Genomic DNA, 14891 nt, shown 5'->3' with positions numbered 1-14891 from the left:
GAACAGTTTGTGTCGTGGGCGTCAAATAGCGGGCGCCCCGGAAGAGAAGAGAAAAGATGCTCATCAGCCAGCGACCCTCCCTCTCCGAGGAGTCGATCAACGAGACCCGTTCCCGGTTCGCCATCGAGCCGCTGGAGCCGGGCTTCGGCTACACCCTGGGTAACTCGCTGCGGCGTACGCTGCTGTCGTCGATCCCGGGCGCGGCCGTCACCTCGATCAAGATCGACGGTGTGCTGCACGAGTTCACCACGATCCCCGGTGTCAAGGAGGACGTGGTCGAGCTCGTCATGAACATCAAGGAGCTGTGCGTCAGCTCCGAGCACGACGAGCCGGTCAGCATGTACCTGCGCAAGCAGGGGCCGGGCGACGTGACCGCGGGCGACATCCAGCCGCCGGCCGGCGTCTCGGTGCACAACCCGGATCTCAAGCTCGCGACCCTGAACGGCAAGGGCCGGCTCGACATGGAGCTGACCGTCGAGCGGGGCCGGGGCTACGTGACGGCGGCGCAGAACAAGCAGTCCGGCGCCGAGATCGGCCGGATCCCGGTCGACTCGATCTACTCGCCGGTGCTGAAGGTGACCTACCGCGTCGAGGCGACCCGTGTCGAGCAGCGTACCGACTTCGACCGCCTGATCATCGACGTCGAGACCAAGCCGTCGATGGGCCCGCGTACCGCGCTGGCCTCCGCCGGCTCGACGCTGGTGGAGCTGTTCGGGCTGGCCCGGGAGCTGGACGAGACCGCCGAGGGCATCGACATCGGGCCGTCCCCGCAGGACGCCCAGCTGGCGGCGGACCTTGCCCTGCCGATCGAGGAGCTGGACCTCACCGTCCGCTCCTACAACTGCCTCAAGCGCGAGGGCATCAACTCCGTTGGTGAGCTCATCGGGCGTACCGAGGCCGACCTCCTCGACATTCGCAACTTCGGTCAGAAGTCGATCGACGAGGTCAAGATGAAGCTCGCCGGGATGGGTCTCGGGCTGAAGGACTCGGCTCCGAACTTCGACCCGGCGCACGTCGTGGACACCTTCGGCGAGGCCGACTACGACACCGACGACTACCGCGAGACCGAGCAGCTCTAGTCCGCGCTGCCGCCACAACTGAGGAGCACCAAAAATGCCCACGCCCACCAAGGGCCCCCGCCTCGGCGGCAGCCCCTCGCACGAGCGGCTGATGCTGGCCAACCTGGCGACCGCGCTGTTCCAGCACGGCAAGATCCAGACCACCGAGACGAAGGCCCGGCGGCTGCGCCCACTGGCCGAGCAGCTCATCACCAAGGCCAAGCGCGGTGACCTCGCCTCGCGGCGGCGGGTGCTGGGTGTCGTCAAGGACAAGGACGTGGTCTACGCCCTGTTCGACCAGATCGCGCCCCGGTACTCCAACCGCCCCGGCGGTTACACCCGGATCGTGAAGACCGGTCCGCGCAAGGGTGACAACGCGCCGATGGCGATCATCGAGCTGGTGGAAGAGCTTCAGGTCGCCGAGCCGAAGGTGAACAAGAAGACCGCCGCCCGCAAGGCCGCGCAGCAGGACAAGGTCGAGGCGCTCGCCCCGGCCGACGAGGCCCCGCAGTCGGCTCCGGCCGACCAGGACTCCGAGGCGCCGGTGTCGGCGTCCGGTGACACCGACGCCGCCCGCGAGGACAGCGACGAGGCCACCGAGAACAAGGCCTGATCAAGGGCAACGTCGGGCCCGGCACCCCATCGGGGTGTCGGGCCCGACCCGTAACAGGAGGTACGAGGTGGACGAGCGGATCCGGCTGCGGCTGGACGTCTCGTACGACGGCACCGACTTCTCCGGCTGGGCTGCCCAGCCGACCCGGCGCACCGTAGCGGGGGTGCTCGTCGAGACCCTGGACCTGGTCCTCGGCGTCGGTACGGCCACCGGGCTGACGGTGGCCGGACGGACCGACGCGGGGGTGCACGCCACCGGGCAGGTGTGCCACCTGGACCTGCCGGTGGACGTGTGGCGACAGCACGAGGGACGGCTGCTGCGTCGCCTGGCCCGGCTGCTCCCCACCGACGTACGGGTACGGGCGATGGCCGAGGTGCCGGCCGACTTCGACGCCCGGTTCTCGGCCACCTTCCGGCGCTACGAGTACCGGGTCACCGACGCTCCCTTCGGCGCGGAGCCGCTACGTCGGCACGAGGTGCTGGCCTGGCCGAAGCCGTTGGACCTGGCCGCGCTGAATGCCGCCGCGACCGGGCTGGTGGGGGAGCACGACTTCGCCGCGTACTGCCGGCGCAAGGAGCACGCGACCACGCTGCGCGAGGTGACCCGGCTGGACTGGCGTCGCGACCCGGACGGCATCCTGGTCGCCACCGTGCAGGCCGACGCGTTCTGCCAGGCGATGGTGCGCAGCCTGGTGGGGGCCATGCTGGTGGCCGGGGACGGCCGCCGCCCGGTGGAGTGGCCGGGCACTCTGCTCACCCAGCGGGAGCGGTCCAGCGAGGTGACCGTGGCCCCCGCGCACGGGCTGACCCTGGTCGCCGTCGGTTACCCGACCGATCCCGCCGAGTACGCCCACCGCGCCACCCTCACCCGCCGGCTACGGGTCCCGATCGAGGGCTGACCGCCCACGGGCTCAGTCGCCCGGCAGGCCGCCCTCGTCGGTGCCGCCCTGGGTCGCGCTGCTGCCGGTCGGTGCCGCCGTCGGTTGTGCGGCGGTGCCACCGTCGGCCCGGTTCTGCAGCACACCCCGGCTGAGGTGCAGCTCGATCATGTCGAACAGGATTTCGCGGACCTTGGCGTCACCGGCCTTGACCGCTGCCCCGTCCTTGCGGACCACCAGCGCGTACGCCAGGTAGTGGCCCCGGACCTGCCAGCCGACCCGCGCCGGGGCGCTGGCCAGGACGTTGGTGCCGTCGCCGTCGTTGCCGGTGAGGCCACGGAAGCGGCCCTGCCGCTCGTCGAGCAGTTGCCGGAGCCGGTCGCGGGCTCGTTCCGCGCTGACCTTGTCGGTGAGGTTGAACAGGCCGGCGGTGACCAGGTGATCGCCGTCCGGCGTGGTCAGTGTGGCCCGGACGACCTGGTTGCAGCCGAGCCGAACGAGGAGGTCGGCGACCTCGTCGGTGGCGGCGACGGCGCAACTGCCACTGGACTGCGTCTTGAGCACCTGGTAGCTCGGCTGGCCGTCGGTGAGCTTGAGTTCCTTGCTGGGGAAGAGTTCCTTGGCGGTGAGCGGGGCTTGGTCGGTGTCCCGGGAGTCGAGGGCCAGCCGCTCCGCGGCAGCCGACGTCGGGGCGGCGTTCGGCTGGTACGTCGGGTTGCTCTGCGGCGGCTCGTTGCGGTCGATGAGCAGTGCGGCGGCACCGAGGCCGCAGAGGGCGAGCAGCACCAAGACGGCTGCGCCGCCGATCAGTACCTGCCACAGTCGACCGCCCCCGCGCCGGGTTGGTGGTTCCGCCGGCGTCGCCGAGGTGTAGATCTGGCTGCGGGGCGGGGGCGGCGGGATGTCGGCACGAGCCGGCAGTGGCTGCGGCACGTCCGCACGAGCCGGCGCGGGCTGCGACGAGGGCAGCGAGAGCTGGTTCGGCCGGGGCAGCGACGGCGTGGGGAAGCGCGACGGAGAGGGCCCGGCCGGCGGGGGCGGACCGGCGCCGAGCACCGACAGGTCGGACCCGGGCTCCGGGTACTCCTCGAAAGCGTCCTCATCGGACTGGTACCGATACACCATGTCGCCCAGAGTAGGAGCCATTGTCCCTTTAGGGGGTAATTTCGGGGAAATGTACGTGCGGGCGGTGCCAGGTTGGCCCTGGGCCGGTGCGAGAATTGCCGCGTGACCGGCGACCACTACTTCACCGCTCAGCCCACCAGCGACGCCCCGGCGCGCGAGGTCGAGTTCTCCGTCGCCGACCGCGACTACCGGCTCACCTCGGCCGGCGGGGTCTTCTCCGCGAGCAGACTCGACCCCGGCACCGCCGTGCTCCTGCGCAAGGCCGAGCTGCCCGCCGCCGACACCAGCGGCGACCTGCTCGACCTCGGTTGCGGGTTCGGGCCGATCAGCTGCGTGCTGGCCGACCTCGCACCGATGAGCACCATCTGGGCCGTCGACGTCAACGCCCGAGCCCGTGAACTCACCGCCGCCAACGCGGCGCGCATCGGCGCCGCCGACCGGGTCCGGGTCAGCGCGCCGGACGACGTTCCGCCGGACCGTCAGTTCGCCCAGCTCTGGTCCAACCCACCCATCCGGATCGGCAAGGACGGGCTGCACGACCTGCTGCTGCGCTGGCTGCCCCGACTAGCCCCGGACGGCGTCGGCTGGTTGGTCGTGGCCCGGCACCTCGGTGGCGACTCGCTGCAACGCTGGCTCACCGAACAGAGCTGGCAGGTCGAGCGGTACGCCAGCCAAAAGGGCTTCCGGGTGCTGCGCGTCACCCGGTAATTGGATGTACCGTCCGACCCTCGCTGGGGCAGGATCCCGGCGTGGGATACGTGGACGTGGCAGCGGTCGGGCACATCCTGCCCGACGGTCGGGAACTCTTCGCCGACGTGTCGTTCCGAGTCGGAGAGGGCAGCAAGGTCGCCCTGGTCGGGCCGAACGGCGCGGGTAAGACCACGCTGCTGAGGATGGTCGCCGGCGACCTGCCGGTGCGCAGCGGCGTCGTCGCGCGAGCCGGCGGGCTGGGCGTGATGCGCCAGTTCATCGGCATGATCGGCGACGAGTCGACGCTCGCCGACCTGGCGTTGTCGCTGGCTCCGCCATCGCTGCGCGACGCCGGCCGCCGGCTCGGCGAGACCGAGGCGGCCATGCGGGCGGCCGAGGCACACGGCAAGTTCAGCAACGCCGCGGGCAAGGCCCAGCTGGCGTACGCCGACGCGCTCGGCGCCTGGGGTGAGGCCGGCGGGTACGACGCCGAGGTGCTCTTCGACACCGTCGCGACCATCGTGCTCGACCAACCCTGGGACGGCGTACGGGACCGGCCGGTGCGCACCCTCTCCGGCGGCCAGCAGAAGCGCTTCGCCCTGGAGTTGCTGCTGCGCGGCCCGGACGAGGTGCTGCTGCTCGACGAGCCGGACAACTTCCTCGACGTGCCCGGCAAGCGCTGGCTGGAGGCGCGGCTGCGCGAGTCGACGAAGTCGGTGCTCTACGTCTCACACGACCGCGAGCTGCTGGCCCAGAGCGCCGACCGGGTGGTCGCCGTCGAGGGTGGCAGCGCCTGGGTGCACCCGGGTGGCTTCGCCAGCTGGCACTCCGCCCGGGTGGCGCGGCACGCCCGCCTCGACGAGCTGCGCCGACGCTGGGACGAGGAGCACCAGAAGCTGCGCGAGCTGATGCTGATGTACAAGCAGAAGGCCGCGTACAACGACGGGTTGGCCTCGCGCTATCAGGCCGCACAGACCCGGTTGCGCAAGTTCGAGGAGGCCGGGCCGCCGCCCGTACCGCCGAAGGACCAGGACATCCGGATGCGGCTCAGCGGCGGGCGGACCGGCAAGCGCGCGGTCGTCTGCGAGCAGCTGGAGCTCGACGGCCTGACCTTCCCCTTCGATCTGGAGATCTGGTACGGCGATCGGGTGGCGGTGCTCGGCGCCAACGGCACCGGCAAGTCGCACTTCCTGCGGCTGCTGGCCCGCGGTGGCACCGACCCGGACCCGGCGAACGGGCCGGTCGACGGGGCCGGCGCGCTCGCTCCGGTGGCGCACGACGGCTCGGCTCGGCTCGGCGCCCGGGTCCGCCCCGGGCACTTCTCCCAGACCCACGACCGACCGGAGCTGATGTCGAAGACGCTCGTCGAGATCCTCTGGCGGGGTGACGAGCACCGCACCGGAATGGACCGGCACGCGGCGATGGGGGTGCTCAGTCGCTACGAGCTGGCCGCGCAGGGCGACCAGCGCTTCGGCACGCTCTCCGGCGGGCAGCAGGCCCGGTTCCTGGTGCTGCTACTGGAGCTGTCCGGGGCGACCCTGCTGCTGCTCGACGAGCCCACCGACAACCTCGACCTGGCCAGCGCGGAGGCCCTCGAAGCTGGCCTGAACGCCTTCGAGGGGACGGTGATCGCGGTCACCCACGACCGCTGGTTCACCCGCTCCTTCGACCGGTTCGTGCTGTTCCGGGGCGACAACGAGGTGGTGGAGACTCCGGAACCGGTCTGGGACGTCGGGTGATCCCCGCCGACCTGCCCGACCGCCTGTGCGCCGTCGAGGGGGTGGTCGCCGTGGCGCTCGGTGGCAGCCGGGCGCGCGCAGAGCACCGCCCCGACTCCGACTGGGACCTGGGCCTGTACTACCAGGGTGAGCTGGACGTACCGGCGTTGCGGGCGGTAGCCGCGACGGTCGCCGACGACCCCGGCGTGGTGGTCACCGCCCCGGGTGGTTGGGGGCCCTGGGTCGACGGTGGCGGTTGGCTGCGGATCGGCGGGGTCGCCGTGGACTGGATCTACCGGACCTCGACCGGGTGCACCGCGTCTGGACGGACTGCCGGGCCGGTCGGTACGAGGTCGGGGTGCAGGCCGGGCACCCGCTCGGTTTCTACTCGCCCGCCTACGTCGGCGAGGTGGCGCTGTGCCAGGTACTGGCGGACCCGACCGGCCAGCTGACCCGGCTGAAGGAGCAGACCCGGGACTATCCGCCCGCGCTCGCCGACGCGCTGGTGGCCGGCGGCTGGGAGGCCGGGTTTCTGTTGACCGGCGCGGCCAAGGCCGCCGTCTGCGGGGACAGCGGGTACGTCGCCGGCTGCCTGTTCCGGACGGTCGGGGTGCTCGCCCAGGTGCTGCTGCACGCTCGAGCGGGCCGGTGGCTGGTCAACGAGAAGGGAATGATCGCCGCAGCGGGGCTGCTGCCGGGGGCACCCCCGTCCTTCGCGCCGCGGGCGCAGGCACTGCTCGGCGGCGTCGGCCGCAGTCCGGCCGAGCTGGCCGCGACCATCAACGCCGCCCGTGAGCTGGTCACCGAGGTGGTCGGCTTCGCCGCCCCCGACGTGGCCGGAACTCGGCCGGCATAGGGTGGAGCTCGTGACTGAGATGACCTATCGCCGGCTGGGCGACTCCGGGCTCGTGGTGTCCGTGGTCGGCATCGGCTGCAACAACTTCGGCCGCAAGCTCGACCTCGACGGCACCCGGGCGGTGGTGGACGCCGCACTGGACGCCGGGATCACCCTGTTCGACACCGCCGACATCTACGGCGAGCCGCAGGGCGGCTCCGAGGAACTGCTCGGCCAGGCGCTCAAGGGGCGCCGGGACGACGTGGTGGTGGCCACCAAGTTCGGCATGGACATGAACGGACTCAACGGGCCGGACTTCGGGGCCCGGGGTGCGCGGCGCTACATCGCTCGTGCCGTGGAGGCGTCGCTGCGCCGACTCGGTACCGACCACATCGACCTGTACCAGATGCACGAGCCCGACCCGGGCACCCCGATCGACGAGACCCTCGCCGCCCTGGACGACCTGGTTAGGGACGGGAAGGTGCGCTACCTGGGCAATTCCAACTTCGCCGGCTGGCAGATCGCCGACGCGGACTGGGTCGCCTCGTCCAACGGCCGGTCCCGATTCATCAGCGCGCAGAACCACTACAGCCTGCTGGAGCGGTCCGTGGAGGCCGAGGTGATTCCGGCGTGTGAGCGGTTCGGCCTCGGCATGCTGCCGTTCTTCCCGCTCGCCAACGGTCTGCTCACCGGCAAGTACAAGCGCAGCGAGCAGCCGCCGGCCGGCAGCCGCCTCTCCGGTGGGGGCCGGTACGCGGAGCGGCTCGCCGCGGCCGACTGGGACACCATCGAGGCGATCGAGGCGTACGCGGCCGAGCGGGGGCTGACCATGCTCCAGGTGGCGATCGGCGGGCTGGCCGCCCAGCCGGCGGTGACCTCGGTGATCGCCGGTGCCACCACGCCCGAGCAGGTGCGAGCCAACGCCGCCGCCGGCACCTGGGAGCCCAGCGACGAGGACCTGGCGGCGCTGCGCGCCATCCTCTGAGTGCGGCGGGGCCGGTGCCGGTTCCGGTGATCGAGGGTGCGCGCCGCGCTTGATCCACTCGCGTTCCTTGAAGTCGGGGTGACCTGTCGCTCGGGACACCCCGACTTCAGGGACGTCGAGTCGATCACGAGCCAGTCAGACGACACCGGGCCGGGCCGCTCGTCGCGGCCCGGCCCGGTCGTTGAATGCGCGTCGGCGCGTTGGTTGATCAGTCGGTGCGGCGGCGGCCGAACAGCATGGCCACCCCCATCGCCACGGCGACGAGCACCAGGCCGGCAGCCGCGAACGGCCACCAGCCGGCACCCGCCCCGCGTGCTCCGTCCGCCGGCTTCGTCACCGCGACCGGCTCGGGCGCCGGCGGTGACTGTGCCGCCCGGGCCTGCACCGTGGCGGTGGCCTCGCCCTGCAGCGGGGCGGGCGACTTCACCGTCACCTTCCACGTGCCGGTCGAGAGCACCGCGCCGCTGCTGTAGAAGCCCTGCCCCTCAGGCTGCGGTTCCAGCTGCACCGGCCCGATCCGCTGACCGTCCGGGCCGGTGGCGGTGAGGACCAATCGCACCACCTGCTCCAGCCGCCGGCCATCAGCGTGGGTGGCCTGGATGGTGACGCCGTCGGCCCCATCGCCGGCCACCGTGAGTTTGAGCTTGTCGGCCTGAGCCGCCTGGGCGGCCTCAGCGGCCTGAGCCGCCTGGGCGGCCTGAGCCGCCGCCGGGGCGGCGGCGAACAGGGTCAGGGCCAGTCCGACGAACACGGCGGCCAACACCTTGCGGATACCCGTCACGGACATCTCCTCACTACCGATGAGGGAGGCCCCTCCCCGACGCCGCAGCGCCGGGGAGGGGCCTCGTCGGATCAGAGCTGGCGACCGGGTGCCAGCCGGGTGGCATCGCCACCGAGCCGCCCGGTGCCCTTGACCGAGTCGCCGTCGTTCGCCTTGACCCCGGCCTTACTGGCCGCGCCGCCGAGCCGAACGATCATGGCGTCGGCGTCCCGGATCAGGACGTCCCGGACCTCCGCCTCGGGCACCAGAGTGGTGTCGGAGGCGAGCGTCCGGAATGCGGTCAGCTGCCGGACCGCCGCCTTGTCGTCGCCGGCCGCCTCGGACGCACGGACAGCGTCGAGCTTGTTCGACAGCTGCTTGTGCGCCTTGGTCGAGAGCCGACCCGTCGCCTTGAACCGGTCCAGCAGACTCTGCATGTCCCGGAACGAGGTGGTGACGAAGAACCGGACCGTCGAGGTGGTCGTGTTGCCCGCCTTGTCGGTCGCGGTCACGGTCAGCTCGTGCAGGCCGAGCGACAGGTCGTACATGGCCTGCAGCGTGCCGCTGGCGTACGCCTTGCCGTCGAGCTGGCCGACCAGGGACGCGATGCCCGAGGTCGGGTCGACGGCCTGCCACGACACCCGGACGTCCTGGCTGTCGCCGTAGAGCTGGCCGTCGGCGAGCCCGGACACCAGCAGCGTCGGCTTGGTGCCGTCGATGCGCAACACCGCCGACTTGAGCGTCTCGACGTTGCCCGCCTTGTCCGCCGAGCGGAACAGCAGCTCGTGCTGCCCGTCACCGGTCACCTCGACCGGCGTCGAGTACGCCGTCCACGCGCCGCCGTCCAGCGACCACTCCACCGTCTTGACGCCGGAACCGGCGTCGGTCGCGGCCAGCACCACCGGGATTGTCCCGTTGTGCCAACCGGCGTCGTTCGCCGGAGCGAACGTCGCCGAGGTCACCGGCGCGGTGGCGTCGATCTTGACCGAGACGGTCTTCGTCGTCTCCACGTTGCCGGCCTTGTCCGTCGAGCGGAACCGAAGCTCGTGCTCGCCGTCCCCGCTGACCGCCACCGGAGCGGTGTAGGCCGTCCAGGTGGTGGCCCCGTCCAGCTGGTACTCCGTACTGGCGAGCCCGCTACCGCCGGCCTCGTCGGCGCCGGTGAGCGTGATCGTCACCGGCCCGGTGTACCACCCGTCGGTCGGGGTGCCGGAAACCGCCGCGGTGGTCACCGGTGCGGTCTTGTCGGCCACCTCCGTGCTGAGCCGGAAGTAGTCGAACGCGGCGGTCTTCGACGCCGTCTGGTTGGCGCCGAGGGTGAACAACCCGACCTTCGGGGTGGCACCCACCGCGCTGTTGGTCAGCGCCGTCAACGCGGTCCAGGTCGTCCCGTCGGCCGAGTACGACGCGGTGAACGTGTTACCGGTGCGAGCCAACCGCAGGAACCACACGGCGGTGGTCAGTCCGGTCACCTCCGGCTGCGGGTTCTGCACCGTCCCGGCGATCTCGCTGCGGAACTCGATCCGCCGCGTCACCGCCGAACCAGCCTGGTTGTCCGCGATGAAGTCGAACTTCAGGTAGTTGTCGTCGTCGGCCTGCACGAGCAGACCGGCCTGCTGGTACTGCTCGTTCAGCAGGCTGCCGTCGACCTTGGTCTCCAGGGTCCAGTCGCCCGACGGCGCGGTCTGGAGGATGAAGTTCTTCGGCCCGGTGTTGTCGGTGCCGTAGATGTCACCGTTGGGCACGTCGATGCGCAGCGCGCCACCGGTGACCCGGTAACCGGTCGGGTCCTCCCGCAGGATCGCGTCCCACCGGCACTTGTCCAACGTGCTGCCGTTGAACTCGTCCGACGGGTCGACCGGTCCGGCCGGAGCGTCCGGCGTCACCTGGAACGAGTCGAACGCGGCGTCGACAACCGGCGCCTCGGTGCCGCCGTTGAGGGCGAAGACCCCGATCCGCGGGTTGGTGATGCCGGCGAGCGCGGCCGAACGGCCGACCGGGGTGAAGGTCTGCCCATCGGCTGAGACGGCCGCGGTCAGGTTCGTCCCGTCGCTGGTGATCCGCAGGTACACGGTGTCACCCGCCGGAGCGGCGATCCTGTCGGCAGCCTCGTTGCGCGGCGTGGCGGCGGTCTCCCGGATGAACTCCACCGACCGGCTGCCGTTGTACAGCAGATCCAGCTTGGCGTAGTTGTCGTCGTCGCCGTACACCAGCAGGCCAGCCTGCTGGTAGTTGGCCGTCACCGGGAGCGTGACCTTGGTGGTCATCTCCCACGCGCCGGTCGGAGCCGCCTGGAGCACCAGGTTGGTGGCGTCGTTGCGAGCGCCGTAGAGATCCCCCACGCCGGTGGGCAGCCGCAGTGCGCCGCCACTGAGCGAGTAGAGCTGGTTCTCCCGGATCACGCTGGTCCAGCGGTTCTTGTCGAGCGTGTTGCCGTTGAAGTCGTCCGAACGCGCCCCGAAGCAGGACGTGTCCGGCGCGTCGACCCGTACCGGCACGGTGGCGTACGACTTGGCGCCCCTGCTGTCGGTCACCGTGAGGGTGGCCGTGAAGGTACCCGGGCTGGTGTAGGTGTGGCTGGCGTCCAGGGTGGTCGCCGAGCCCCCGTCACCGAAGTCCCAGGCGTACGTCAGCGGGGTGTCGCCCTCGGCGTCGGTGGCCGTGCCGTCGAAGGCGACGGTGACCGGTGCGGTGCCGGTGGCCGGGGTGGCCGTGGCGCTGACCACCGGCGGCCCGTTCTCGGTGACACCGCGGCCGACGAAGTCCATCCAGTTGACGTTGAAGAGCGAACCCGTTCCGCCGTTCGGGTCGCGGGCCAGGAAGTACAGCGAGCCGCTGGCGGCACCGGTGACCGGCGCGCTCACGTCCGTGTACGTCTGCCATCCGCCGGTCGCCGGCACGGTGGCCGTGGCGACCACCGGTCCGTCGACCGCACCCGCGCGGACCTCGATCCGACCACCAGCGGCGGCCGAGGCAGCCCGGAACCGGATCTCGGTGATGTTCGTCAGGTTCGCCGGGGCGAGCGACCACCAGTCGCCGTCCTCGATGAACCCGATGTTCTGACCACCGCCGGCGGTGTCGGCGCCGGTCTCCCGCTGCACGCCGGCGTCGCCGCCGCCGGTGCTCACCGGAGCGCGCCCGGTGGCGGTGAAGAACTCGGCCTGCTTGCGCTTGGGCTGCAGCACCTCGATCACCCGACCGGTGAGCGGGCTTGCCCCACCGGCGCCACCGTCATCGGTGTAGGTGGCCTCGAAGACCGCGAACACGTTCGCCTCGGCGCCGTGCCCGGAGGCGAGCGACGTCTGGACGGTGCCGGTGCAGCCGGTGTGCTGCTCCAGCGGGTGGGCGTGCTCGTCGTGACCCAGCAGCACCTGGAGGTTCACCCGGTCGCAGTCGATCTCCCCGTCCTCCGGGTCGGTCACCTTGATCGTGTAGCGAACCTGGTCACCCCACTCGAAGAACCCGCCGTCCGGCGGGAACTCGATGGTCACCGTCGGGGACGTGTTGCCCACGGTGACCGGCACGTTGGCCACCGCGGTACGGCCCTTCGGGTTGGTGACGGTGAGCTGGGCGGTGTAGTTGCCCGCCGCGGTGTAGGTGTGCGTCGGGTTCGCCTCGGTGGAGGTCTGCCCGTCGCCGAAGGCCCAGGCGTAGGTGAGCGTGCCACCGTCCGGGTCCCGGGATCCGGCGCTGGAGAAGGTCACCGTCAACGGCGCCGCACCCGAGGTCGGGGTGGCGGACGCCGCCGCGATCGGCGCGCGGTCACCGGCGGTGTAGTCGATCCGGTAGACGCCCGAGTTGTCGTTGTTGCCGCCGAAGCCGCTGCCCCACTCGATCAGGTACAGCGCGCCGTCGGGGCCGAACTCGAAGTCCATCGGCCGGACCATGGTCATCCCGGTGAGCAACTGGTTGATGTCCACCAACGACTTGCCGTCGGGGGTCAGCTGCATGGTGTACATCTTGTTCTGGTTCCACTCGCCGAGCAGCGCCTTGCCGTCGTAGTACGCCGGCCACTTGCGGGTGGAGTTGAGGTCGGCGTCGTAGCGGTAGACCGGGCCGCCCATCGGAGCGCCACCGCCGCCGATCTCCGGGTAACGCGCGTCACCGGCGTACCCGTAGTCGACGGTCGCGGGCACGACCGGCGGGAGGTTGGTCAGGCCGGTGTTGTTGGGCGAGTTGTTCACCGGCGCCGCGCAGTCGAACTTCGCGCCGCTCGGGCCGGACGGGAACGTGTAGTCGTTGTACGCCTCGTTCGTCCCCGTGCAGTACGGCCAGCCGTAGTTGCCGGGGGTCACGATGTTCCACTCGACCAGGCCCCGAGGGCCGCGGTTCGGGTTGTTGGAGTTGGCGTCCGGCCCGTAGTCCGCGACGTACAGCGTGTTGGTCTTCGGGTCGGTGCCGATCCGGAACGGGTTGCGGAAGCCCATCGCGTAGATCTCGGGACGGGTCTTCTCGGTGCCCGGCGCGAAGAGGTTGCCGGCCGGAACGGTGTACGTCCCGTCGTCCTCCGGGTGGATCCGGATCACCTTGCCGCGCAGGTCGTTCGTGTTGGCCGAGGTGCGCTGCGCGTCGTAGTCCTGGCGGCCCGGCCGCTCGTCGATCGGCGTGTACGAGTTCGACTCGAACGGGTTGGTGTTGTCACCGGTGGCCAGGTACAGGTTGCCGTCGCCGTCGAAGGTCATGCTGCCGCCGGCGTGGCAGCAGGTGTTGCGCTGGGTGTCCACCCGCAGCACCTGCTTCTCGCTGGCCCGGTCGATGGTGTCGCCGGTCACCGTGAAGCGGGACAGCAGGTTGCGGGCGACCCCGTCGTTCGGGGCGTAGTATAGGTACACCCACTTGTTGGTGGCGAAGTCCGGGTCGAGCCGGATGCCGATGAGGCCGTCCTCGTTGCCGGTGAAGACGTCCAGGTCGACGGCGGTGACGGTGTTGCCGGTGTCCGGCTTGATGATCTGCACCCGACCGTCGCGTTCGATGTAGAAGACCCGCCCGTCGGGGGCGATGTCCAGCTCCATCGGGTTGCTGGTGTTGCTGTCCAGGGAGACCTTCTCGAAGTTCGAGGTCTTCGAGGCGCCACAGTCGGCGTCCACCACACCGGCCGCGGTCTGGATGCCGCCGAGCAGGTGGGAGAGGAAGCCGGGCTCGGCGTACGACTCCCGGGTGTGCCCGCCTCCGGTGTACCAGGAGCGACCGCCGTCGAAGTCCTGACACCAGGCGATCGGGTGGTCGGCGCCCATCGCGCCGGCACCGGCGGTGTAGCTCTTCTCGTCCAGGCTGGCCAGCACGTGCACGTCCGGCCGGGGGTTGGTCTGGTAGTTGTACCACTCGTCGAACCGGGACCAGCGGTCCGGCAGCTCCGCCGTGGACGGGTGAGCGTGGTCCTCGACCTTGACCGTGGCCTGCTGGTTCTGCGGGTGGTTGGCGAAGTACGCGCCGACCAGGTCGCCGTACCAGGCCCAGTTGTACTCGGTGTCCGACGCCGCGTGGATGCCGACGTAACCACCGCCGGCCTTCACGTAGCGCTCGAACGCCGCCTGCTGCTCGGCGTTGAGCACGTCACCGGTGGTGGAGAGCCAGATCACCGCCTTGTACTTCGCCAGGTTGGCGTCGTTGAATGCGGCGCCGTCCTCGGAGTTGTCCACGGTGAATCCGTTGGCGGCGCCGAGCTGTTGGATGGCGGCGATGCCGGTGGGGATGGAGTCGTGCCGGAAGCCGGCGGTCTTGGAGAAAACGAGGACGGAGTAGGGATCGGCTGCGGCCTTTGGCGCCTTCGGCGCCACCTGGCTGACCGGCTTCGCGGCTGGGGCCTCCCGTGGGGGAACCTGGGCGGCCGCCTGCGCGGGCGCGCCGAACAGGGTGGTCGAGGCCATGGCCAGGGAGATCAGGGTTGCGGTGATGGGTACGCGGGCACGACGAGAACGGGACACGCCGCCTCCTGTGTCGTAGTGACAGAACTCGCGGGAGTCGGCTCGCCGAAGGCCGTCCCTGATGGAGTCGGTGGTGACGCCGTGCCAGGGTGCCCCCACCGACATTTTGTCGAATCGCTGAACAAATTAATTCGGCTGGCTCGATGTCGGGCAAGATGCGGACGGGTAACGGTTCTGCAACGGCGTGCGACATTCCGAACAGGACCGTATGAAGTGCCCCATGGATCTTGGTCGTTCTGCGGTGGCCCGGCTCGCCGGCCGCCGCCGGCCCCTCGCCTTGGCAGGCCGGCGGATCTGTCGTACGGT

At 70.8% G+C, this 14891-nt stretch carries 10 protein-coding genes; 7 read left to right on the top strand and 3 right to left on the bottom strand.

All coding sequences use genetic code 11. The features are described from left to right. Positions 1 to 56: 56 nt before the first annotated feature. The 3 genes from ACIBF8_RS21470 to truA all read left to right on the top strand — a co-directional run bounded on the left by ACIBF8_RS21470 (position 57) and on the right by truA (position 2569). The gene (locus ACIBF8_RS21470; protein ID WP_007465227.1) at positions 57 to 1079 is read left to right on the top strand and encodes a DNA-directed RNA polymerase subunit alpha; all 1023 of its coding nucleotides are present in this window, start codon (positions 57 to 59) and stop codon (positions 1077 to 1079) included. 34 nt (positions 1080 to 1113) lie between these two features. Next, on the top strand, positions 1114 to 1671 hold the full coding sequence (gene rplQ / locus ACIBF8_RS21465; protein WP_210820368.1) for a 50S ribosomal protein L17: 558 nt from the start codon (positions 1114 to 1116) through the stop codon (positions 1669 to 1671). A 67-nt stretch (positions 1672 to 1738) separates the two neighbouring features. Beyond that, the gene (gene truA, locus ACIBF8_RS21460; protein ID WP_396785102.1) at positions 1739 to 2569 is read left to right on the top strand and encodes a tRNA pseudouridine(38-40) synthase TruA; all 831 of its coding nucleotides are present in this window, start codon (positions 1739 to 1741) and stop codon (positions 2567 to 2569) included. A 12-nt stretch (positions 2570 to 2581) separates the two neighbouring features. Here truA and ACIBF8_RS21455 read toward each other — a convergent pair whose 3' ends face one another. Next, positions 2582 to 3673, bottom strand: a complete 1092-nt coding sequence (locus ACIBF8_RS21455) for a hypothetical protein (protein ID WP_396785101.1) — start codon at positions 3671 to 3673, stop codon at positions 2582 to 2584. Positions 3674 to 3775: 102 nt separating this feature from the next. On the opposite strand from ACIBF8_RS21455, the gene ACIBF8_RS21450 reads away from it, so the two are divergent. From ACIBF8_RS21450 to ACIBF8_RS21435, 4 genes are all read left to right on the top strand, one after another. Then, entirely contained in the window at positions 3776 to 4381 is a 606-nt protein-coding gene (locus tag ACIBF8_RS21450) for a class I SAM-dependent methyltransferase (RefSeq protein WP_396785100.1), read from the top strand. Positions 4382 to 4422: 41 nt separating this feature from the next. Next, complete coding sequence (locus tag ACIBF8_RS21445; protein WP_396785098.1) at positions 4423 to 6102, top strand: ABC-F family ATP-binding cassette domain-containing protein; 1680 nt, start codon at positions 4423 to 4425, stop codon at positions 6100 to 6102. Between the two features lie 235 nt (positions 6103 to 6337). Further along, positions 6338 to 6937 carry a hypothetical protein gene (locus ACIBF8_RS21440; protein WP_396785096.1) on the top strand — a complete coding sequence of 200 codons (600 nt, stop codon included), beginning with the start codon at positions 6338 to 6340 and terminating at the stop codon, positions 6935 to 6937. Between the two features lies 1 nt (position 6938). Further along, positions 6939 to 7901 (top strand): aldo/keto reductase, encoded by a 963-nt coding sequence (locus ACIBF8_RS21435; RefSeq protein WP_396785095.1) that lies wholly within the window; start codon positions 6939 to 6941, stop codon positions 7899 to 7901. Between the two features lie 208 nt (positions 7902 to 8109). On the opposite strand, the gene ACIBF8_RS21430 is transcribed toward ACIBF8_RS21435, so the two are convergent. Both ACIBF8_RS21430 and ACIBF8_RS21425 read right to left on the bottom strand, forming a co-directional pair. Continuing rightward, the gene (locus ACIBF8_RS21430; RefSeq protein ID WP_396785093.1) at positions 8110 to 8682 is read right to left on the bottom strand and encodes a hypothetical protein; all 573 of its coding nucleotides are present in this window, start codon (positions 8680 to 8682) and stop codon (positions 8110 to 8112) included. A gap of 71 nt (positions 8683 to 8753) precedes the next feature. After that, entirely contained in the window at positions 8754 to 14585 is a 5832-nt protein-coding gene (locus ACIBF8_RS21425; protein ID WP_396785091.1) for a ThuA domain-containing protein, read from the bottom strand. Between the last annotated feature and the right edge of the window lie 306 nt (positions 14586 to 14891).

Source organism: Micromonospora sp. NPDC050276 (genome assembly GCF_044459545.1).
Taxonomy (GTDB): domain Bacteria; phylum Actinomycetota; class Actinomycetes; order Mycobacteriales; family Micromonosporaceae; genus Micromonospora.
The sequence above is the reverse complement of the archived record's forward strand: the minus strand, read 5'-3'. Positions and strand labels throughout refer to the sequence as shown.

Excerpts from the sequence above, each read along its gene's own strand:
- ACIBF8_RS21455 (WP_396785101.1), bottom strand. The coding sequence starts at position 3,673 with ATGGTGTATCGGTACCAGTCCGATGAGGACGCTTTCGAGGAGTACCCG.
- ACIBF8_RS21470 (WP_007465227.1), top strand. The coding sequence starts at position 57 with ATGCTCATCAGCCAGCGACCCTCCCTCTCCGAGGAGTCGATCAACGAG.
- rplQ (WP_210820368.1), top strand. The coding sequence starts at position 1,114 with ATGCCCACGCCCACCAAGGGCCCCCGCCTCGGCGGCAGCCCCTCGCAC.